The following is a 19935-nucleotide window of genomic DNA, read 5'->3' as shown; positions in this document are numbered from 1 at the left end:
TCCACTCGTTGCGGTAACAATAAATCCATACCGGCGCTTAGCGCTTAGTCCGTCATTTCCGTGGCATATAGGTAAAGGGCATGGCGCGCCAGGCGGCCTACCGAACTGGGATGACCACTCAAAAGCCGCCACTGACGCAACGCCCAAAAGTGATTTTGGGCGGTTCCGCGACCCTGGTACAGGGCCTTGCCATAGTAGTAGCGCGACCAGTGACATCCGTGGGGGAATGCGGCGCACCAGTAGTAAATAGCCCGCTCCGCTTCCTCGGTACGAAACCAGTAGACCCCCAGGTAACGCTGGGCATTCACATGCCCATTGCGCGCCTGGTAAAGGAGCCCGCGTATTTCAGTGTCGCTATACCTGGTGATCAAGTTGCTGCTCATGCCATCTAAGTTTTCCATTAAGTAGAGGCGGCGGTTTCCATATGCAAAGAGGACGGTCAGTTTGCCCTCTCCGTCTAAAATCCTTTACAGTTCCATGCTATCGGGGTGGAGTGCTTCAGATGACCGTCCTGTTTTTGGCGGTGATAAGCCACAGGCCTAAAGCTTGTCACCCCGACCTTGCCATGGGTGGCTACCCATCAGACGTCGTCCGTGAACGGATTTAAACCGGAGCGAATACCGACAAGCCACGCAGGATGCTGCTGTCGCTCACGGCATGTCCAGATTATCCCATCGATTTTCCTGGATGATACGCACGAGATTGAACAAGGTTTCTCGCAAGAAATCCCTCTGTATGCCCTTTTCGGCCGTTCCATACAAAGTGACCCGGAGGGATTCGCGATCCGGCTCTTGCCGCAATGGGTCCACAGTCTCCAGTAGAGACTCCTGCACGATAGGATACCGCCGGATCTGTAAAACCGGCACCTGCTGACCCGAATGGAGGGTTCTGCATCATTATCAGGCGGAAGGGATCATTCTGGTGTGAGCGCCCGGCCAGTATCTGGGTCTTTTGAAAGGCGCCTCAATCCATCCGGGGCCGTCTACCCCGCCTGGGCTGGACATGTTCTTTCAACAGGGATTCTCCACGCGCCTGCAGAACCTCCGCATCTTCCTGAAGGGCCTTTTCGATGGCGGCGATAAAATGTCGAGAGTCCCATTCCGGAGCCAAGGCCTGTGCCGCCCGCACAAAGCGCTTGTCCTGGTTCATTCTGTCCTTACGGGCTGATGGAGACTGCATCAGCCGTTTTTTCGCGGCCTCGATTCTGACCATCGCCGCTTTCTGACGCTCCATAATCGCTGCCTGCTTTTTCTCCAGATCCGCGATGCGTTGTTCTGGGGTGCGACGCACCCGTTTTTGGCTTTCTGTCATGTTCTATCCTTCAGTGATTCACTTTATCGGCAAACTCTTTCCCCGCCTTGAACTTGATACTTTTCTTGGCAGGCACCTCAATTTCCTGTCCCGTAGCCGGGTTCCGCGCTTTACGCGCAGGTTTATCCACGATCTCAACAGAACAGAATCCGGGAAAGGTGATTTTTCCGGCGACCAGCAATTCGGTCTCCAGAGTCTGTCGAAACGCCTGGTAACATTTTTCTGCGTCCGCTTTGGACATGGCACCATGCAGGGCCAGTGCGGCGACAAATTCGGATTTATTCATGAGAGACCCCTTTCAAAAATACGCCTCTTCGGAATGTAAAGGAATGTCATAAAATGCGCAATGCAGTGTATGGACAGGTGCTGCGTGGTGGATAGTAGTCCCCCGAAGAAGTGATGTCGGTGATCAGTGTCATTTCATCAAAAGCTACGTTTATTCTGATTGGCTTGTACGCGCATCGCCCTACCGGGTTTGAAATGCACAGTCCGTTTCTCGGGGACATCCACTGATTTTCCCGTCTTTGGATTGCGTCCCGCGCGGGCCGCAATAATGTGCAGGGTAAACGCCCCAAAATCCCGAATCTCAATACGTTCTTATTATATATGGAATATGTTGCACAAAAAAATACCTTTATAATCAAAACAATATTAATGATAATTGAAAATATTCATTGCGCCTCATGGAACATGGCCTATTGTTGCTTAAATATATGGCTATAGCGAAACATCCAACGAACATCTTGTCAAAAAGTTGGTGCGTATTTCGGATCTCCTGTTGCGTTCGGTACCAAGAAAGGCAGGTAGTCATTTTCATCCCCATCCATAAGCCTTGGAAAGATTGGTGACTTCGTCAAAGTGTCAAACAGCGCTGGTGAATAGCCAGTTTTCAGCAGAAATCAGCGTTTGGATGGTTCGCCATTGAGAGCCTCAGTATTTCGCTAATGAACATAATATTTCAACGGACTAATGATTCATATTCCGCTATATGGGGTGGTAAATACCTGATGCTGACAAATGGCAAACGGATGACAATGATTAACACCCTCCTGGGCCACCAGATCAACGCCTTTATCCTAGGCCGTAAAGCCGTGCTCCTGCAGTTGCGGCCAGTCTTTCCAGAGCCACACACCGGAGAAACGATCCGCGAACAAAGGATCAAGGCGCAGAAACGCCGCCATCAATCGCTCAAAAGCATCGCCTTTGCCGCGCTGATCGACGGTGTAGGCGGAACTGGGCGAGGATGTCGTGGATGGTGTTTGCGGGCATGGGAGATCAGTTCTCTTCTTTGGGTGAGCATTCGGGGGCTTTTATTTTCACATAGAGAGGCTGCGGGGATAGTTCCTGTAACCAGGTGGTATCTGCAGGAGGCGGGTTCAGATAATTTATTACAATATCTGGCAATTCATCATTACTTATCACCATAGGTTTATCTTTCAAAAAACCGAAATGGCTTGTGAAATACTTGACGTTTGCGTTAAATAGGCCAGAAAACCAGAGCCACTTCCGCCTTGCTTCTGGGTTTCTATGGGAAAGATTATTCATAATTATCTGACGATATTTCTTGAAATATTCTTCAACATCACCATTTTTGTTGGGAAGATAATGCTGTTCTGGGTAAATCGAGTCCAGAATAATCTGGCCTGAATTATTTTTTGCAAATATGCCTAAATTGCCATAAATAGAGCCTTTCAATCCATCCAGTGCTTGCACTGCTGATTCATTTAGTATTATTTGCGGGTCAACTGCAGTTTTTTCCCCTTCTACCGCTTGCTGAAAACCAGTCCCAAAGATGTTTGATTTAGTGCAATGGACATTCCCAACGGCAATGGCGCCACGCACCAAGAATCCCATATCCAGTAGCGCGTGTGCAATTTGTATGGCCTTAATAGAGATGGCAACAAGCGGAGGGTACGGTGATTTTTCGGAGATCGGTGCAGAGATAACCAAGCTATCTGAACAGCTCAAACACTTCAGCTCCATATCGTCTGGAAATGCGGAATTTCTACCCTCCGAGCTGATTTCTCTTGGGATAATCTCGTAAAACAATATATCTAATTGTTTCAACTTGATCGGGTCCTCCTCTGCCGCCTTCACAAAGTTTGAAAACCCCAAAATATCCAGATAGGCAACAGCGTGTGGGTGAAATTCCATCATGATGATGCTTCCTGCGATACCCAAGGATTGATAAGCGGAATGCTGAGATCCTCGAAGTCTGAGATGTTGCGGGTGGCCAGATGCGCCCGCCGAAAATGGGTGATGGCGGCAATCTGGGTATCCGCCTGGGAAATAGCCCGCCCAGACAACTTTCTCTGAGCGGCGATCTCTGCAAACGCTATTGCAGCGCCTCCATCAAAGGGAAGTATTCGCCCCGCAAAGTCTTCCCGAAAGATAGCAGCGATAGCCTGTTCGAGTTTGGTTCGGCGATTTCCTTTCGGCAAGATACGCACTCCATAAAACATCTCTGCCTGCGTGATGCTCGTCGTGTAGATGCTATCTAATGGCTGGGCGGCTATCCAAGACATGACCTGTCCGGCTGGAGCAGGGCGAAGTAACTCTGAAATAACGTTAGTATCCAGTACAATCATTGGAAGCGGGGAGGATCCCGAACAGGATCTCTGGACATGGTCGGCAAATCCACTCCACCAAGAGGCTCTATCCGAGCTCGAATCCTCTGTGCCAGATTGCCTCCCTGTTGCTCCGGCGATTGCAAAGCAGCACGTAGAATCTGTCTGGCTTCTTCTTCCATAGAGAGCCCGTGAGTCGCCGCACGGATGCGAAGGCTGGTTTTTACGGATTCATCCAGGTTCCGAATGGTGATGATGGCCATGATAACCCCGCGTTTTCGCCAATTTCGATTTAGTATAGGCATTGCATTCATTGCAGGCAACAATAGGCCGCGAAGGCCGCCCGATGGTTCTTTCGGTGAATCACTTGGCGAAATCCCGCCGACAGGGAACGACCTCTAGCAGCCCGTCGGTTTTAACTTCGGACTACCGCCAAATTTTAGCCTGATTTTTTTGAAATGGTTCATTTTGAGCCGATTTCGGCCATTATTGCCCTGTTTTTTGCGGTTTATCTGCATTTTCCTGCCCTACAGACGCAATACGGCCATGCGTTTTATGTTCCACGCCAGGCAGACCAGACTCCATTCTCCTTGAACCTGACGCAGGCCGCGCAAGGAGAACTGCCGGAATCCCATCACCGATTTGATAATACCGAAGACCGGTTCTACGGTTTGTTTGCGCAGACGGTAAACACTTCGGCCTGCCTGGGTCTTCAGACGATGTATCATCGCCTGCATGGGGGTCGCATTTTCCGGGAGGGCTTCCGGTTCTGTATGCCGTTGCCGCCAGTCGGGATGGTGTTCTTCTCTGGCCACGGCAATGAATGGGGTGATCCCCAGTGCTTCGCAGGCTTCCACATTCTTTTCGCTGCAATAACCCGTATCGGCCACCAGCGCTGCTATTGGTCCCAGTTGCGCTGTTTGTGCCTGGAGGGTTTCCAGCATGGGGATGACCTGTTCCTTGTCATTGGGGGCCTGACTGACCCCGGTGGCTACCACCAGCATCGTCTGGTCATCCACGGCGGCCTGGGCATTATAGGTTTGTTCAAAGCCACCGCCTGAGACCGGCATGATGCGGGATTCTTCATCGGTGAGATTGATCTGGTCTTGCGCTTTAGGCGCAGGGTCCGGTGCCTGGGGGGCTTTGCCTCGGGGTTTTTGCCCCAGGGCTTCTTGTTCCGCACGGCGCGCCATTTGCGTGTCGTACTGCGCTTTCTCTTTGGCATAACGGGCCTGTGCCCGCTCGGCAATCTTCGCCTTGGCCGCTGCCATCACGGCCAACCGGTCTTCTCGGCGCTGGATCTCTTCGGGCAGATTCACGCCCTCGGGAATCCCGGACTGATCCGCCTGTTCTGCCAGTGTAAAGAGTTCCTGTACTTCGGCCTGGAGATGGCGCTCCATCTGTTCAATATGCCCATGGGACAGGGCTTGATGTTTGGAAGCGTTGGCGTGAATCTTGGTGCCATCCAGACACACCCGGCCAACCTTCAGCAGTTTCATCTCCTGCGCCAGTTCCAGCACCTGCACGAACAATCCTTGCAGTTCGCCCAGAAAACGGCGACGGAAGGTGGCCAGGGTATCGTGATCCGGATGGCTGCCTGCCGCGAGGTAACGGAAAGCCACGGAATCGTAGGTGGCTTGTTCCAGTTTACGGCTGGAAAAGACCCCGTTGGCATAGCCGTAGACCAGAATCGCCAGGAGGGTGGCCGGATGATAGGCCTTATGACCACGACCCGCATATTGTTGGACCAGTAGCGAGAGGTCGAGTTGATCAATGACTTCCACAATAAAACGGGCCAGGTGCCCTTCCGGGAGCCAGTCGTCCATGGAGGGGGGCAGAAGATAATCGGTCTTGCGGTCAGTATCGAGGAAGTGGGCCATAAAATCACTCATCACATTGAATCGTAAGTAATTATACGATAATTTTAGGCAAAGGGAAAGTCCGACAGATACCGTCTTGATGACGCCTATGCAAGAGCTTTTTCAGGGTCGAACGGCTGACCGGATTTGAGGACACCATAGACGATATGCAGGAGCTTGCGCATGGCGGCAATGATCACCTGCATAGGGCATTTACCCCGTGATAGTAACCGATCGCAAAAGGCGGCGATCACTGGATTGTAATGTTTGGCTACTACGGCTGGCAGGTACAGCGCCTTGCGTAGAAGAACATTGCCTGCCTTGGCAATATGGCTTTTACCGGCCCACTGGCCCGACTCACGAATACGCGGGTTGAGTCCCGCATAGGCGACGACCTGTTTAGCGGAATGAAAGCGCGTGAGCGGGCTCAGGAAAGCCAGCAGCATAGCTGCGGTAACCTCGCCGATGCCGGGAATACTCAGCAGGAGCGCCTTTTGGGATTTCAGGTCCGGGTGATCATCCATATGATCCTGGATTTGTCGGCGGACGGCGTCAATTTGCTGATGGATGGTAAGCAAAAGGGCTTCAATGGACGCGCGAGCGGCAGGCTCTGCCATTTCGAGGCGATTGTTTTCCATATTCTGCATACCCAGAAGGTCGTCCAGACGCTGCACCAAAGCCTGGAGAGTCACAATGGCTTCTGCCGGTGGCACCCAAGGGGCAGGTCGGTGCATCTGGCAATAGCGGGCAATGAGCCGGGCGTCCGCTTTGTCTGTTTTGGCCCGTGACAGCTCGGTTTTACCAAAGGCGTGAATCAAGGCTGGATTCATTACACTGATCAGTAACTGTTGTTGCGCCAGAAAGCGCGCCAGGCTTCGGCCATAGGCGCCAGTGGTTTCCATGCAGAGGTGAGCCTTGAGAGCCTCCTGCTTCTCCAACCAATCCCGGAATTGCCGGAACCCCTCAGAATTATTGGAAAAGACCTTGCTGCGATATTTACCATCGGGTTTCAGCAGGGCAACATCGAATTTGGCTTTCGCTACATCAATACCAACACAGGAAACTGGATTCATCATAAACCTCCTTGACTAGCATCATGGCGATCTACGGACCATGCCGGTTCATCCTTATCTGTGCAGGCTCATGCGCAATGCAGGCCTCGGATACCGTCCGAACTGGGTGGCAAAGTTGAGGCAAGTGATTAATCTGTCGGACAGGATCAATTCCTTGGCCTACTAACAATCTATCTTGCCTCGCTCCGGGGATCAGCCGAAGGGTACCAGTACATACTGACTGGCTCCAAGACATAAGCCTGCTAGGGAGCTATCTTTTGTGGCGGAAACAGGACCAGTTGTGGGAATGTCTGGGCGGATGGCGCGTAGCTTGGTCCGTTGGCATATTGTCGGCCCTGGGTTCTTGGGCTTGGTTCAGCGCTTTTGCTCTAACCCAAGTGGCCCTGGTTCGGGGACTGGGACAGATCGACACGCTGTTGGTGTTTCTCTTCGGTCACCACGTCCTTAAGGAGCGTTTTGGTCGCGTCGAAATTATTGCAACATTGCTTATTGTCATCGGTGCTATATGCATTGTCGCTCCAGATATTTGCTGAGTTTGGAGCGGCGTCTGTCAAGGTTGATACCGTCTTGATGACGCCTATGCAAGAGTTTTTTCAGGTTCGAACGGCTGACCGGATTTGAGGATGCCATAGGCGATATGCTGTTAACGGTCAATAGCGTATCATCCTGGCGCCTACGGACATCCCTTGTGCTTGCGCTACACCCAATGACACATAAGCAGCGGAAGCGGACCTTCCCGTATTGCTTTGAGACGAGTAGTATCAACGGATGGAATTGCTTGTGACTTGGGATTGTATAGGAAGGTTATACTGCGCATTGGAACGGTGGTCCCGCGCAAGAGTAGTGCCAGCTGGCAAACCATATTAGCGGAACGCCGCTAAACTCAGTCACGTTATACGAAAAGAGATTAGCCGTGAACATATGGGATGAAAACAAGCTGGTATTGTTCATCGCTTTCGTGGTGCCAGGGTTTATTGCCATTAAGGTGTATGAACTCTTATCACCATCCACGCAAGTCGATACTTCAAAGCAAGTAATTGATGCTGTTTCATATAGCTGTTTGAACTACGCTATCCTTTTTTGGCCTATTTAGTGCCTGGCAGAAAAAGGGCATTTTTTCAAAATTCAGTCGGGTAAAATCTAAGCGAAATAGTGAATGGGTAGAATTTTAATACCCGTTTTCGCAACTACGGAAGATATTATGCCCATTTTTAATGATTTCAGTAGTTTTTTGACAGCCGTTTCCTTGGGAAGTTCGGTAACGCTTCAAAAATCCTATACTTTAAGCCGTTTTTCGATAGATACATCGTTGCTCCGCCTCCTGGTGTTCAGTGACAAAAAAGTATCATCCTGAAAACTCCGTAACCCATTGATTTTGCCTTCTCTGGATTTGGGCTCAAATTTAATGTTTCATCCTGGATCATTATGTCGAAAAGTTCATAACGTGTCAAGCAGCGCCTGAGATTTATCAGTTTTTAGCAGAAAACAGCGTCAAAATGGTTTACCCATGATCGGACCCATATTCCGTAAATTATTTCGATCTATCAGACGGTTAAATATTCGTTTTCAACGAATTTGTGTGGTAAAAGCGTGATGCTGGCATATGGCAAAAAAATGACGCTGGTTAACACCCCCGCCAATGATGGGCCAAAATACGCAGATTTATACTGGGTTGTCATAAGTATTATCCAATTATGAACCTTTTTAAGATGGCGCACAAAGCGCATTCTGTCGGCAAAATTAGTGCGTTTCGCCTGATCTCAAAAGCCCTGCAGGAATCTGATCATTTGAACAAAGGATGGTCCATGCCACCTATCATCTATATCTTCTCTCTTTGCGCCTTTGCTTTCGGCTTCAGTGAGTTCATCCCCATGGGTCTCAGCTCCGTCATGGCGGTATATTTCAAGGTCAATATCAGCGAAATTGGCCTAGTAGTTACCACCTATGCCGCCGGTGTTGTCATCGGTGCACCAATCCTGACGGCTTTCGCCGCAAAATGGTCACGCAAGCACCTGATCCTTGTCGCCATGTTGGTATTCAGTGCCGGTAATCTGATTGCTGGTTTTTCCGAAAGTTTGACTTTGCTGCTGTGCGCCCGCTTTCTATCGGGGCTGGCCCACGGTGTATTCTTCGCGGTGGCTTCGAGGGTCGCTACCCATCTTGTCGCACCTCCGCGCGCCGGTATGGCGCTAGCGTTGGTCTTCGGCGGCTTAACAGTCGCTATGTCACTTGGGGTGCCGTTCGGAACTTGGCTGGGCAGCACCCTACATTGGCAAATAATCTTCATCGTTATTGCTGCCTGCGGACTGATCGGCAGTTTAGGCATCGCTACACTGATGCCCGCCGATTCAGGCGAGACCACCACGAGGGGGGCTGGTTGGCGTGATCTCGGTGTTTTGTTTGACCGTAAGCTTCTGGCAGGTGCAAGCATCCCAATGCTTTCCTTTACAGGCTCCTTTGCTCTCTACGTCTTCATCTCACCGATCTTGCTTCAGATAACTGGGGTTAGCGTAGAGATCGCCAGTTTGACGTTACTCGCCTACGGTTTTGGCGCAGCGCTCGGCAACGTGATGGGTGGACGGCTTACCGACAGTCAGGGGATAGATCGCGCATCGGCTATTCTACTTTTTGGCATAATGCTATCGCTCGGGTTAATTGCTTTTTCGCTGCACCAGTATATCGCCATGATCTGGCTGGTGGCGTTGCTCGGTTTCACTACCTATGGAGCCATTCCGCCGCTTCAGTCGCGTCTACTCATGTTGGCCGAGCGTCACCGGCCGCAGAATATGGATGTCGCTTCAGGCATGAACATCGCAGCCTTCAATGTAGGCGTCTTGGCGGGCTCTTGTATCGGCGGCGTGGCGATTTATGCCTGGGGACTGCAATCACTGGCACCGATCGGGGCGGGCATCGCTGCGATCTCGATCCTTACGCTTATTTGGCAGGTCACCATACCCTCCATGAAGGCACCGGCACGAATCACAAAAGCTGCGCATGCAGATGAAAAGAACTGAAAACGGCCCATCGTATCTGCAGCCTATGGGTTTTCCTATTATTCCCATGGGGGGATACGCCACAGATCAGCAAGAAACTCACTGAACGCGCTTATGCGTTTGGGTGTTGGATGCCTTTTCGGACGAACGAAGTTGATTGGCTTTGCTTGCTCCTCCCAGTCCGGAAGGACGTGGATCAATCTACCCGTCCGAATCTCGTCTGCGATATCCCATCTTTCTCTCAGCGATATACCCAACCCTTCAACACACCAAGTTCGGAGCGTGTCTCCGCTATCGGTCACGAGATCGCTGTTCACAGAGATCACTTCTTCTGCGGCAACGATGGTCGAGTGCAAGTTCCAATTATTTTGTAACAAACCCGGATAAGAGAAGAGAAGGCAGGTATGCTTAGTCAAGTCCTTCGGATGCCCGGGCATGCCATTGCGTTTCAGATACTCGGGCGATGCGGCCAAAATGCGTCGGTTATTGCCGAAACGGCGAACGATTAATTGTGAGTCGTTGAGATGAGCAACCCGGAACGCCACATCAACATCACCTGCGTATAAATTGATGATTCGGTCCGTCAAATACAACTCGAAGCCGACCTTGGGATGAAGCTTTCGAAATACAGCCGTTGCGGCTGCTACGTAGCGGCTACCGAATGGAATCGGAGCGGTAATGCGAATTATACCGCTGAGCTCGGCCGACCCCACTCGGGCGATTTCAGCAGCCTCATCCAAAAGAGCCAATGCTGGCCGTACGCACTCAGCGATAGCTCGCCCTTCATCCGTTATTTTTATTTGGCGGGTGCTTCTCTCAAACAAACCGATATTAAGCTGTTTTTCTAGTCGCGCGATTTGTTTGCTGACCGTCGTTGGCGTTAAATCGAGGGATCGTGCGGCGGCTGAAAAGCTAGCGCAATCCACAACACGGATAAAAACGATAAGATCATCGAGGTTACGCAAGACATGTCACCATGGTTTGCTGAAGACAGTGATTCCCAATGCCGCCCGCAGAAGGATCTTGAGATCTGTAGCTCCGCGCAAATGATCCAAATGAACTCCGTCTCAGTTGTCTGTACCTTAAGCTAAGTGATATTTTTACATCCATTGGACAATTATATCCATAAATAATTTGGATCATGAATGCAAACCTATAAAATCCGCCGTATCTCCAGCACCCGCAAATCGGGGATCACCACGCCGGCCTTCTGCACCTTGGAAGCGACCCTGAAATTCGATGGTGAGGAGGCCCCGCATTGTGTTTACAACGAATATGTGGCCCTGCGGTTAGCCCAAACATTGCATGCCCCCATAGCCGAAGGGGTACTCACCAGTACTGGAGATGGCCCCGCCTACGCGAGCCTGATGCTGGACTCCCCCGGCATCAATCTGCCTGATGTGCTGGAAAACCAGTTCGATCAGGTGGCCAAAATTTATCCGCAGCAAGTCGCGTTATTGGTGGCTTTCGACCTGTTCATTGGCAACGGAGACCGTGCCCGCAATCTCAAGGCGGCACTCGCAACCCCCCACATCCAATTGTTTGCGGCCTTCGATCATAGTCATGCATTGCTGGGCGCTGATCAAAAACCCGAGAACAGTATCTCCCAACTCAAACAGGGCGATTTGCTGGTTCGTTCTCATCCCTTTTACGGGCGGGTGCAGAGCACATCGCTGCATCGGCAATCCCAGCGTATTGCATCCCTGTCCGAAGATATTATCCGCGAATGCTGCCAGATGGGTAAACCGTTTCGGGGAGTTACTGAAGTGTTACAATCTTCCCTTGCGGAAGCACTGATACATCGGCGGCGTTATCTGGAAGGCATTGTGCGCTTACATGAACCTGTGATTCGGGCACGGTCATGAAGATCGAATACCGGATTTTTCAGTATCGGGAGTCCCCTGCACGGCAGGAAGGCCGGAATTTCGCTTTTCTGGCCCGAATTGATGACAAATACTATGTACGGGCACTGGGTTTGCTTGCGGACAAAAGCGTCAACCTGGCCTATTATCGCAGCGTCGCCCCGCAACAGGCTGCATGGCATTGGGTGTTTGCCGAGTGGCTGCACTGGTTACAGGATCTGGTCGCCTGGGGCAATCATCGCTCTGCACGGGATGCAACCGTCGATATCGTCCTGGATCGTATTGCGAATGAGGACCGCCAAATAACAGTTACGCCACCCCGCATTGAAAACTGGCCGGATGAGGCCACACCCTCGCGCGAAAGTGTGCTTCTGGATTTGGAATTTCGCCTCATAGGCTTTCCCAGTCGGCCGCCGGACAAGCCTTTTGCCGAGTGGATCGATGAAACACTGCAAGTCTCGGAAGTAATCTACCAGAAAGGGTTTGCCCGGGATGTGGAGATGGAGTTCCCCCGGGTGGATGGCAAACCGTTTATCACGACGTTTCCCTACGCCCTTACCGAGCACCCTCGGGCGGCCTTCAAGAATATTGCTTTTCATGGGTCCCGGCGCGCGATGCAACAGAAAGTCAATGACGCATTGCTGAGTTTTCAGCGGGCGGTGGAATCGGAATTCCTGGTCCCGGAGCGCTGCATCGTCTTTACCCAAACCATCCCGAAGAACTTCCGTCCCTATGCAGAAGAATTGGAGGGTCTGGCGCAACTGGTCGATGTAACCCTGACCACGGCTCCTAAAACTTTGCAACGGTTGTTGGAGAGGCCACGCCCGGAATGAGTGACGATGAGGCAGTAGATGGCGGACTCCAGGCGGCCACTCTGCGCCATTTTTCCGATGCAGGGAGCTTTTTGAAAGCGGCCTCGGCCTGCGCGGCCTGACGGTGATTCGGATAAGCCTGGGTGGCCAGCAGGCGTTCTGGCGGATTCAGGCGGGTATAGCGTGCGCCTTTCCCGGCCTTGTGTTGCTGATAGCGCTTTTCCACGTCCAGGGCGATCCCGGTGTAGATGCCACCGCCTCGGCACTCAATCAGATACAGCCACCAGATTTTATCGCCGGGCAATTCGGGCCTCCACCTCGGCCGTGAGCCGTGGATCCAACATTTCCAAATACCTGACAGCAGTATGGTCAGCGATGCCAAAGGCCCTGGCCAGCACCTTGGGATGCCTTAACCCGCCAAGATAAGCGTAGTAAATGGCGGTGGAAAACAGGCTATCCGCGCTCACGCCCTGTTTTTTGAGATAGTAACTGACCATGGCTTCGTGCAGGTGACCGCCATGCCGCCGTCCAGGGAAGAGCCAGTCGCTGTCATCAGTGTTTTCCAGGGGGGCCAGAGCACGGCGTTGCGCAAGATAACGGTCCAGAAGTTGGCCGACACGGTGATCCAGGGTGATCTCCGCACGCCCGAAAACGACCCGATACAACCCATCCGTTGTGTTTTGGGCGAGATCAGACAGGCGCAGTCGGATGATCTTTTTGGCTGTTTGCGCGTAAAGCAGCATCAGAATACTGATCAAGGCCGCCTTGAGGTCCGCGTCATTGGGCTGAAACCAGTCTTGCAGCAGTTGCACATAACGTGCGCGGTCCAGAATCAGCCCTTTGGGCAGATGACGTTGCACGGATTCAATTTTCAATTTGCGGAAGATCTTTTCCTTACGGTTCAGATAGCGCACAAAGGCCCGAAGACTGTCTCGATATCCGGGATGTTCTACCAGAAAATGGTCCAGCTGCATTTGCTGGATATGCTGGACACCTGGGGCGGGTCCAATGGCCAACGTATCCAGAAACCGTTTTGCGCTACGCAGAGCACTGGTTATTGTGCGGGGACCAAAACGCTGCTGCTTGCCATGCCAGCCCCGGGCCTGATAACGGGCGTTGATTTCACCCAGATGGGCCTGAAAACGCTGCAGCAGTCCTGCATACCATTGACCTTCGGAAGCCTTCAGCAGGATGGTTTGCGCGGCTTCGGCGCTGACCGCCTGCAAGCGCTCGTCGCTCATGGCGGGTACAAGCCCTTGGCGTACCAGATACCCCTGCGGCACGGCATAGCGTCGTAAACCTTCCCTCCCAAGGGTGCTGATAAGTGTTTCGGCCGAAATTTCTCCTGCCGTCGCAAACAGGAGATCCAGTTTCGCAAAATACAGAAAATATTTATCCATGCGTATTACGGTCGGCTGTGCGCCGATCCGCTCCCGCAAGGCCTGTATGAACCTGGTAAAGGCCTCTTTTGCCCAGGCATGGGTGAGCAGGGCGCAGGCACCCTGCAGACGTTTTGCCACCAGATCTTTCCAGTAGCAGGCTTCACATCGGGTTTTGCTGTGTGCCCGGCCTTCCTGCCCACATTGGGGGCATAAAAAGGGACTGGTCCGTTCCAGACAGGTCTTGCACACCAGTCGACCTTGTCCGTCTGGGCCGGCGGGGCGTCGATGCTTGCCGCAGGAGGGACAGGTAATAAAGCTTTTCCGCCGACACCGGTCACAGACGGGCTCCATGAAACCGGACTGGAAATCCCGGGCTAGGCGCAGGCTCAACTGTCCGCAGAGTATGCAGGGTTGCGGAGCTTTGTAGTAGCGCACACAGGAAGGACAAACCACTCCTTCATCCACGGTCAACCCTGCGCGCGGGACGGGTTTGCCACAACGTACGCACTGCCGATTTTTGACCTTGCAGGAACGGCAGATGGCTGGCGTTCGGCCATCCAGCGTACGCATGGTTTTCCCGCATTGGTTGCAGGACACTTTTTTGAACAAACGGGCATAGCAGGTTCCGCAATAGGCCAACCCATCGGCTATGGCGGTAGCTTTGGTCATGTCCCTGCCACAAGCGTTGCAGGTTTTGTGCGTCTTTCCCGGTTTCACAAGATATTACCGTTTGCCCCGGTCCGGAATGGGCAATGCCGTGACCATCGGACCCGTCATGTCCTCGGCGTTGAGGGATTCTTTGGGCGGTGGCATTCTCCGTCGCCGGGAAGTGCTGGGAGGGGTATTATCCGGGAATTTTTGCCCCCTGGATTCTGTGGCTGTAACTGCGGAATAACCAAAGCCACCGATACCGGGCGCTGGGTAGTGGCGGGTAACCCGGACGAGATCGCCGACATTGCAGCGTAGCACGGTAGTCAGCCCTGCCAGGAGGTCCGAACTGATCCGGGTAGGCAAGGTGTCCACCACCCGACTCAGTTGGGCAGTGGATATTTCCACACCTACGGTTTCCAGTAGTTTGCGTAGCTCCGTGATGGTCTTGATATGGCGCTCGGCCATCATGACTCGGATTCGCCATTCGAGGGTATTGCATGTTTTCATTTTACGCACCAGTTTTTGTTGGCTTAAAAACTTTGTCCAGGTGTCCACCAACGGTTCGATTAATTTCATCATTGACAAAGTCATCGGGCACATGTAGGTAACCTTGAGTGGTGGCCTGATAGGTGTGGCCGTGTTTGCGGCGGACCATTTCGGCACTGAAACGCATGGACTCGTGGGTCACTGAAGAATGCCGGAGGCAGTGGGGTGTAAAACCACGATCTTTGAGGCCGCACAGGTCCATGCCGTGCTGGAAGCGTGCTTCCAGGGTGGAGAGGCTTAGCCGTCGTCCCCGCTCGGACAGGAACAAGGCCGGATTATTGGCATCTGCCGCAGATAAGAACTCTGGTCGTACCGAAGCCACGTACCAGGCCAACAAATCGCTTGCAGGAGGATGTGTGATCGGCACGGTGCGATTCCGTGGACCGCTACCCCGGCTCCCCTTGCCCCACACGGAGATCAGTCCGAAATCGCCGAGTGCAGGGATGTCCGGGTTTGGCTGAAAAGAAGAGACATCCAGGGCAAGGGTCTCAGAAGCCCGCAAACCCGCAACGTAGGTCAGATAAAACAGGACCTTATCTCTTTGCAGGGGACGGTAATCCTTGCTGTGGAATAGAAAGGACTCCTGAATGGCGGTGTCGTAGGCAGCAAAAAACTGGTCGATCTCCGCGTGGGTGAGGGCGGGACGCTCCCGGCTGAGTTCGCGTTCGGAGATATGGGGCACGCAGTTTTCTGCATGACAGATTTGGGCAAGATCTACACCGTATTTCTGACGAACCACATTGCGGAATTTGACATTTTCGATGAGGTAGGCCAGAAACCCCCGGATCGCGCCCTGATAATGCCTTTGCGAGCTAACCGCCAGTGCCCGAACGACTCCGATCTCGTAACTCCATTGTTCAAAGGCCTCTTCCGTCCAGTACCAGGGAGCCTTCCCACAGAATTGCAGGAATTCCAGAATGATGCGGGTATCGCGATCGACGCTCTTGTGTTGATGACGCAGTGCTCCCCGGCGTCGGGTGACATAAGCGGCCAGCATTCCCTGGAACAGGTCTGCATCCTGCGTGGGCAAACAGACCGTCGGCGTCTGCTGCGGCGCTGCTGTGTCTGTCGAGGGTCGGGTTTTCAGCCTGCGAACGGTCATGATGCGAATGCAATCTCCGGAAAGTGGAAATGCCAATATCGGTATTGTGCAGACTGAAACACTGGTGTGTAAAGTGCATTTTGTTTGCATAAAACGAGAATTTTATGCAATAAGCCATCAAATCAACCCATGCCTATGAGAAACTTCCAACTGGTTGAATCTAAAAGGGATGTGCAGATTAGTGGGGATTTCCAATATGGGAGAACAATTTGCAGAAAACTTGCATTTAATGCAGGAAATGCATGAGGTTTGTTTGATAAATTATTTTATAATCAATGTCTTATTAAAAAAACGACGGATATTGTAAAAATTATTGGCAATATTGTAAGAAAGGCATTTCATCCAGAAAAAGAATGCCATGATGTGCAAGACTGATCTCTCCTGGACGGGCGCATTTGATTTCCTTTAATTGATGCTACACCTTGTACGGTGAATCAGTTGCTTATATGAAGTGATTCACAATGATTGTTGCTACACAATACCATCAATAGATGCTACAAAGTTTGATATGAATACTAATAGACGCCACCCTCTGTCTTATTGATCGGTAACTATCTGGTCTTTAACGATTTTTGATGCCCGATAGGTAACCACGCGTCTGGCTTTGATTACTTTGGGTTCGCCTGTCTTGGGGTTTCTCCCCGGGCGCTCTGGTTTATCGCGCAGGGTGAAATTACCGAACCCGGAAATTTTCACGTCCTCTCCTGATGCCAGGGCTTCTTTTATGCTGGAAAAGAATGTCTCAATCATGGATTGGCTTTCTTTGGCGGTAAACCCCGTCATATCCACCAGGTAGTTGGTGAGTTCTTTTTTGGTAATGGTCATGATGCGTTTCCCTTGCTGGTTGGTTGGCTGTGCCTGGGCTGCCGTGGTTCAAACGATTCACAGTACCTTTGCGCCATTGGATAGCACGCACCATACCCTTTGCCTGGGTTCGGGTCCGGCGGCAATCCCTGGCGGTCCGGTTTTTTCATCCCGTCGTCCGTGACCCTTCCAAACGTCAGCCTGCACAATCCTACACTGAGTCGTTGCGGACCTCTCTGAAAGTGCTGGCATCTTCCGCAAATAACCTTGTGCGGATTAGGTTGTGGCTCTTGCATACGGTTAAATTAAACTAAAAACCCATTATATTCAATGTAAAAATAGACGTAATTTCGTTATATTTATTTGCTATCAGCCGCGAATGTTCATAAAATCATAATCATTGCTTTTTTGAGGGTTCGTCTTATGGCCACTGTTGCTTCTCAGGTTATTGAGCCTGATACCGAACAAAACACTATTTCTGAGGGTCCGGTCGATGGTGTTCCTGTACTTCTGGGGCCTACTGAACAAGCCTACGGCGAACTGCAAAGCGCTTTCGATCACTTCAACAAGACACTTATCGCTCCCCTGTTGGGTAGAGCCCTACCGCCGTGTCTGATTACCCTGCAGCGGGAACGTCGGACGCGCGGATATTTTTCGCGTGAGCGATTTGTAGGTATCGATGGGGAAACCATGGTGGACGAAATTGCCATGAATCCTTCCTATTTTTCTATTACTTCTATCGATGCGGTTCTCTCTACCCTGGTTCATGAGATGGTGCATGGTTTTCAGTTTCATTTTGCTTCGCCTGGCAGGGGCCGTTATCACAACAAGGAATGGGCCGATCTCATGGAAAAGATTGGGCTGATGCCTAGCAGCACCGGGCGGGTTGGCGGTCGGCGGGTCGGTGAGCACATGACCCATTACATCATCGAGGATGGCCCTTTCGCGCAAAGTTGTGAAGCACTGGTGACGCAGGCTTTTCGGTTAAGCTGGATTGACCGGTATCCGCCAGTTGATCCGACTGAATTTAGTGATGACTACGCGGATCTGGATGATCGTACCGATCTGGATAATGATGATAGGACGACTGTACGGTACTCCGTCCCGCCCCTGGGCCCTGTGGATGCGGGTCAGCCAGATAATGACGCCTCTGGTAGTGAAGATGGTGGTACGGCCTTTGTCGGGCCGCCAGCTCCGCCAACGGGGATGTTACGGCGCAAAGCGGCGCCTTCTGCGCCGATGACGCCGCCATCAGGCATTGTTTATCCGTCGAGCCATCCAAAGAAATCCACGAGAGCCAAATATCGTTGCCCGAATTGTGGTATGCAGCTTTGGGGAAAACCCGGGTTAGCGGTTGTATGCGGCGATGAGGGTTGTGGGTATTCAAGGCTTGATGAGGTGCAGGCGTAATTTTTGTTGTGGCCGCTATAACTCAAAATATCAATATTTATATTTTCTCACTCAACGTTGCAGGAACCAAGCCCCTGCAATGGCCACTATAACTTCTCGCTGCACCGACACTGTTCACCGTGTTGCAGGAACCAAGCCCCTGCAATGGCCATTGTAATGCTATAGCGGCAGCGTACATAGAGTGCTTCATATCGTTGCAGGAACCAAGCCCCTGCAATGGCCATTGTAATAGTAGCTTCCTAACAGCGCATAATTTCGACAATAATAGCCAGGTTTCCGCGAACCTTCAATTCCCCGCACTTTATCGGGCAAGGATATGGGGCATTATTCGTGTTATGCCTTATTTCCATTGCTACGCGAACCTCCCATGCTTTTGCCGTTGATAGAGGTCCGCGCTATCAAGCGCTGGCTGATGCCTGTGATGCTGCCTGTCGCTTCAACCGTCGTGCTTCAGCCATTTTTTCGCTTTTCAGTCGCTTTGTTTCAGCTTTCCCCATCTGTTTCTCACGCGTTTCTTCCCAGTATTCGGTGACCAAGGATTCCAAATCTGACGCTGCCTTCTTCCACGCATTTGCGGCGCCATTTAATTTCCGGTCAACCGTGCTTCCACAATCCGGACAGTACAGCGTTTGGCTATCATGCTCCTCTTTTTCTTCCAGGTGATCTCCTTCGCAGAGGGCGCATACGCTCGCCGTTTTTTCGCCTTTGATTTTCAATACGGCCGAGCCATGTTTGCATGCCGCCCATTGAATGGCTGATTCCAGTACATACAGTGCGGCCATGACCCGCCCACTCCGGGCTTTCTTGGCGAACTCGGTTTTTTCTCCCGTTTTCTCGTTGACTTTTTCTGCTGATTTCTTGAGATCTGGCATTTCAATCAGGATAGCTTCGTAGCGCGAGGCCAAATCAATAGCCACTTTTTGGCTCTTCGTCAGATCGAGTGGGTAGGGTTTACAATGCAGCGGAGCAGTTGTGCCCTGAATAGGAGTTAGTTGATGGTCCCTGAAGAGCTGTTTTCTCGCGCGTTAGGATTGGTTCTGCCGTGGTTGGTGGATCATGTGACTTTCACGGTGGAGGAGAAACGCCTGGATCTGCACATCAACTTTCCCAAGGGTAGTCGCTTTGCTTGCTCCGTCTGTGGTGAGGAGTGTCCGGTACATGATACCCGTGACCATACTTGGCGGCACATGGATTTCTTCCAGCATGAAGCCTATCTCCATGCCCGCGTACCTCGTGTGAAGTGCCAGGAGCATGGAGTGCATCAGATATCTGTTCCCTGGGCACGGGAAGGCTCGCATTTCACCCTGCTCTTCGAAGCGCCGATCATGACCCTGGTGCGGGAGATGCCGGTATTGACAGTAACCCGCCTAGTCGGCGAGACCGACACGCTCCTGTGGCGGGTGATTGACCACCATGTGCCAGAAGCCCGTACCAGAGTGGATATGGCCCATGTCCATGCCGTCGGCGTCGATGAAACCAGCAGTCGGCGCGGCCACGACTACATCACGCTCTTCGTGGATCTGGATGCCCGGCGACTCTTGTTCGCTACTCCCGGCAAGGATG

At 52.0% G+C, this 19935-nt stretch carries 26 protein-coding genes; 7 read left to right on the top strand and 19 right to left on the bottom strand.

All coding sequences use genetic code 11. The annotated features are described in order from the left end of the window. Positions 1–44: 44 nt before the first annotated feature. The 11 genes from BLW97_RS17105 to BLW97_RS17065 form a co-directional block, all read right to left on the bottom strand. Positions 45–383: a hypothetical protein gene (locus BLW97_RS17105; protein ID WP_143214971.1), complete on the bottom strand. Its 339-nt coding sequence runs from the start codon at positions 381–383 to the stop codon at positions 45–47. 267 nt (positions 384–650) lie between these two features. Then, on the bottom strand, positions 651–866 hold the full coding sequence (locus tag BLW97_RS19260; RefSeq protein ID WP_143214970.1) for a hypothetical protein: 216 nt from the start codon (positions 864–866) through the stop codon (positions 651–653). Between the two features lie 97 nt (positions 867–963). Next, complete coding sequence (locus tag BLW97_RS17100; protein ID WP_075324049.1) at positions 964–1311, bottom strand: hypothetical protein; 348 nt, start codon at positions 1309–1311, stop codon at positions 964–966. Between the two features lie 10 nt (positions 1312–1321). Beyond that, on the bottom strand, positions 1322–1597 hold the full coding sequence (locus tag BLW97_RS17095) for an HU family DNA-binding protein (RefSeq protein ID WP_075324048.1): 276 nt from the start codon (positions 1595–1597) through the stop codon (positions 1322–1324). Positions 1598–1734: 137 nt separating this feature from the next. Continuing rightward, positions 1735–1896 carry an HU family DNA-binding protein gene (locus BLW97_RS17090; RefSeq protein ID WP_278278535.1) on the bottom strand — a complete coding sequence of 54 codons (162 nt, stop codon included), beginning with the start codon at positions 1894–1896 and terminating at the stop codon, positions 1735–1737. A gap of 491 nt (positions 1897–2387) precedes the next feature. Beyond that, positions 2388–2492, bottom strand: coding sequence for a restriction endonuclease (locus BLW97_RS20575; RefSeq protein ID WP_455737646.1), 105 nt, complete (start codon positions 2490–2492; stop codon positions 2388–2390). A 94-nt stretch (positions 2493–2586) separates the two neighbouring features. Beyond that, complete coding sequence (locus BLW97_RS17085) at positions 2587–3468, bottom strand: hypothetical protein (protein WP_075324047.1); 882 nt, start codon at positions 3466–3468, stop codon at positions 2587–2589. After that, a complete protein-coding gene (locus BLW97_RS17080; RefSeq protein ID WP_075324046.1) occupies positions 3465–3899 on the bottom strand; it encodes a type II toxin-antitoxin system VapC family toxin in 435 nt (144 codons plus the stop codon). The genes BLW97_RS17085 and BLW97_RS17080 overlap by 4 nt, the downstream gene beginning before the upstream one ends. Then, entirely contained in the window at positions 3896–4141 is a 246-nt protein-coding gene (locus tag BLW97_RS17075) for a FitA-like ribbon-helix-helix domain-containing protein (RefSeq protein WP_075324045.1), read from the bottom strand. Before BLW97_RS17075 ends, BLW97_RS17080 begins: the two co-directional genes overlap by 4 nt. 264 nt (positions 4142–4405) lie before the next feature. Then, on the bottom strand, positions 4406–5758 hold the full coding sequence (locus BLW97_RS17070) for an IS1182 family transposase (protein WP_075324044.1): 1353 nt from the start codon (positions 5756–5758) through the stop codon (positions 4406–4408). Positions 5759–5844: 86 nt separating this feature from the next. Then, entirely contained in the window at positions 5845–6813 is a 969-nt protein-coding gene (locus BLW97_RS17065; RefSeq protein WP_207650646.1) for an IS110 family RNA-guided transposase, read from the bottom strand. Between the two features lie 254 nt (positions 6814–7067). Here BLW97_RS17065 and BLW97_RS17060 point away from each other — a divergent pair, with 254 nt between their 5' ends. From BLW97_RS17060 to BLW97_RS17055, 3 genes are all read left to right on the top strand, one after another. Then, the gene (locus tag BLW97_RS17060) at positions 7068–7343 is read left to right on the top strand and encodes an EamA family transporter (protein ID WP_226826186.1); all 276 of its coding nucleotides are present in this window, start codon (positions 7068–7070) and stop codon (positions 7341–7343) included. 380 nt (positions 7344–7723) lie between these two features. Next, a complete protein-coding gene (locus BLW97_RS20520; RefSeq protein ID WP_404813220.1) occupies positions 7724–7903 on the top strand; it encodes a DUF6338 family protein in 180 nt (59 codons plus the stop codon). Between the two features lie 616 nt (positions 7904–8519). Next, entirely contained in the window at positions 8520–9824 is a 1305-nt protein-coding gene (locus tag BLW97_RS17055; RefSeq protein WP_207650645.1) for an MFS transporter, read from the top strand. A gap of 38 nt (positions 9825–9862) precedes the next feature. Here the strand turns inward: BLW97_RS17055 and BLW97_RS17050 are convergent, their stop codons facing one another. Beyond that, positions 9863–10768: a LysR family transcriptional regulator gene (locus BLW97_RS17050; protein WP_075324041.1), complete on the bottom strand. Its 906-nt coding sequence runs from the start codon at positions 10766–10768 to the stop codon at positions 9863–9865. 180 nt (positions 10769–10948) lie between these two features. Here BLW97_RS17050 and BLW97_RS17045 point away from each other — a divergent pair, with 180 nt between their 5' ends. Next, positions 10949–11668 (top strand): hypothetical protein, encoded by a 720-nt coding sequence (locus tag BLW97_RS17045; RefSeq protein WP_075324040.1) that lies wholly within the window; start codon positions 10949–10951, stop codon positions 11666–11668. Continuing rightward, positions 11665–12498, top strand: coding sequence for a hypothetical protein (locus BLW97_RS17040; protein ID WP_075324039.1), 834 nt, complete (start codon positions 11665–11667; stop codon positions 12496–12498). The genes BLW97_RS17045 and BLW97_RS17040 overlap by 4 nt, the downstream gene beginning before the upstream one ends. Here the strand turns inward: BLW97_RS17040 and BLW97_RS17035 are convergent. The 6 genes from BLW97_RS17035 to BLW97_RS17010 form a co-directional block, all read right to left on the bottom strand. Further along, positions 12455–12781 carry a GIY-YIG nuclease family protein gene (locus BLW97_RS17035; protein WP_075324038.1) on the bottom strand — a complete coding sequence of 109 codons (327 nt, stop codon included), beginning with the start codon at positions 12779–12781 and terminating at the stop codon, positions 12455–12457. The genes BLW97_RS17040 and BLW97_RS17035 overlap by 44 nt on opposite strands. Continuing rightward, positions 12768–14528, bottom strand: a complete 1761-nt coding sequence (locus tag BLW97_RS17030; protein WP_075324037.1) for a site-specific integrase — start codon at positions 14526–14528, stop codon at positions 12768–12770. Before BLW97_RS17030 ends, BLW97_RS17035 begins: the two co-directional genes overlap by 14 nt. Before the next feature lie 54 nt (positions 14529–14582). Then, positions 14583–15017 (bottom strand): helix-turn-helix domain-containing protein, encoded by a 435-nt coding sequence (locus tag BLW97_RS17025; protein WP_075324036.1) that lies wholly within the window; start codon positions 15015–15017, stop codon positions 14583–14585. Position 15018: 1 nt separating this feature from the next. After that, positions 15019–16158 carry a tyrosine-type recombinase/integrase gene (locus tag BLW97_RS17020; protein WP_075324035.1) on the bottom strand — a complete coding sequence of 380 codons (1140 nt, stop codon included), beginning with the start codon at positions 16156–16158 and terminating at the stop codon, positions 15019–15021. Between the two features lie 310 nt (positions 16159–16468). Further along, the gene (locus tag BLW97_RS20515; RefSeq protein WP_075324052.1) at positions 16469–16558 is read right to left on the bottom strand and encodes an ATP-binding protein; all 90 of its coding nucleotides are present in this window, start codon (positions 16556–16558) and stop codon (positions 16469–16471) included. A gap of 137 nt (positions 16559–16695) precedes the next feature. Then, positions 16696–16983, bottom strand: coding sequence for an integration host factor subunit alpha (locus BLW97_RS17010; protein WP_075324034.1), 288 nt, complete (start codon positions 16981–16983; stop codon positions 16696–16698). A 402-nt stretch (positions 16984–17385) separates the two neighbouring features. Here BLW97_RS17010 and BLW97_RS17000 point away from each other — a divergent pair, with 402 nt between their 5' ends. Then, positions 17386–18372 (top strand): SprT-like domain-containing protein, encoded by a 987-nt coding sequence (locus BLW97_RS17000; protein WP_077218524.1) that lies wholly within the window; start codon positions 17386–17388, stop codon positions 18370–18372. Positions 18373–18770: 398 nt separating this feature from the next. Here BLW97_RS17000 and BLW97_RS16995 read toward each other — a convergent pair whose 3' ends face one another. Continuing rightward, positions 18771–19289, bottom strand: coding sequence for a zinc ribbon domain-containing protein (locus tag BLW97_RS16995; protein WP_075324032.1), 519 nt, complete (start codon positions 19287–19289; stop codon positions 18771–18773). Positions 19290–19367: 78 nt separating this feature from the next. On the opposite strand from BLW97_RS16995, the gene BLW97_RS16990 reads away from it, so the two are divergent. Next, positions 19368–19935 (top strand): helix-turn-helix domain-containing protein (locus BLW97_RS16990; RefSeq protein ID WP_143214969.1); only part of this gene is annotated, 568 nt, incomplete at its 3' end.

Source organism: Acidithiobacillus albertensis (genome assembly GCF_001931655.1).
Classification (GTDB): Bacteria; Pseudomonadota; Gammaproteobacteria; order Acidithiobacillales; family Acidithiobacillaceae; genus Acidithiobacillus; species Acidithiobacillus thiooxidans.
Note: the sequence above shows the minus strand (reverse complement) of the source record. Positions and strands in the feature narration are given on the sequence as shown.

Bases quoted from the DNA above. Each gene is read 5' to 3' on its own strand.
- BLW97_RS17025 (WP_075324036.1), bottom strand. From the start codon at position 15,017: ATGAAAACATGCAATACCCTCGAATGGCGAATCCGAGTCATGATGGCC.
- BLW97_RS17030 (WP_075324037.1), bottom strand. From the start codon at position 14,528: ATGACCAAAGCTACCGCCATAGCCGATGGGTTGGCCTATTGCGGAACC.
- BLW97_RS17045 (WP_075324040.1), top strand. From the start codon at position 10,949: ATGCAAACCTATAAAATCCGCCGTATCTCCAGCACCCGCAAATCGGGG.
- BLW97_RS17075 (WP_075324045.1), bottom strand. From the start codon at position 4,141: ATGGCCATCATCACCATTCGGAACCTGGATGAATCCGTAAAAACCAGC.
- BLW97_RS17095 (WP_075324048.1), bottom strand. From the start codon at position 1,597: ATGAATAAATCCGAATTTGTCGCCGCACTGGCCCTGCATGGTGCCATG.
- BLW97_RS20575 (WP_455737646.1), bottom strand. From the start codon at position 2,492: ATGGCGGCGTTTCTGCGCCTTGATCCTTTGTTCGCGGATCGTTTCTCC.
- BLW97_RS17085 (WP_075324047.1), bottom strand. From the start codon at position 3,468: ATGATGGAATTTCACCCACACGCTGTTGCCTATCTGGATATTTTGGGG.
- BLW97_RS17100 (WP_075324049.1), bottom strand. From the start codon at position 1,311: ATGACAGAAAGCCAAAAACGGGTGCGTCGCACCCCAGAACAACGCATC.
- BLW97_RS17010 (WP_075324034.1), bottom strand. From the start codon at position 16,983: ATGACCATTACCAAAAAAGAACTCACCAACTACCTGGTGGATATGACG.
- BLW97_RS17065 (WP_207650646.1), bottom strand. From the start codon at position 6,813: ATGATGAATCCAGTTTCCTGTGTTGGTATTGATGTAGCGAAAGCCAAA.
- BLW97_RS17070 (WP_075324044.1), bottom strand. From the start codon at position 5,758: ATGGCCCACTTCCTCGATACTGACCGCAAGACCGATTATCTTCTGCCC.
- BLW97_RS17105 (WP_143214971.1), bottom strand. From the start codon at position 383: ATGAGCAGCAACTTGATCACCAGGTATAGCGACACTGAAATACGCGGG.
- BLW97_RS17055 (WP_207650645.1), top strand. From the start codon at position 8,520: ATGGCGCACAAAGCGCATTCTGTCGGCAAAATTAGTGCGTTTCGCCTG.
- BLW97_RS17000 (WP_077218524.1), top strand. From the start codon at position 17,386: ATGGCCACTGTTGCTTCTCAGGTTATTGAGCCTGATACCGAACAAAAC.
- BLW97_RS17020 (WP_075324035.1), bottom strand. From the start codon at position 16,158: ATGACCGTTCGCAGGCTGAAAACCCGACCCTCGACAGACACAGCAGCG.
- BLW97_RS17040 (WP_075324039.1), top strand. From the start codon at position 11,665: ATGAAGATCGAATACCGGATTTTTCAGTATCGGGAGTCCCCTGCACGG.
- BLW97_RS17080 (WP_075324046.1), bottom strand. From the start codon at position 3,899: ATGATTGTACTGGATACTAACGTTATTTCAGAGTTACTTCGCCCTGCT.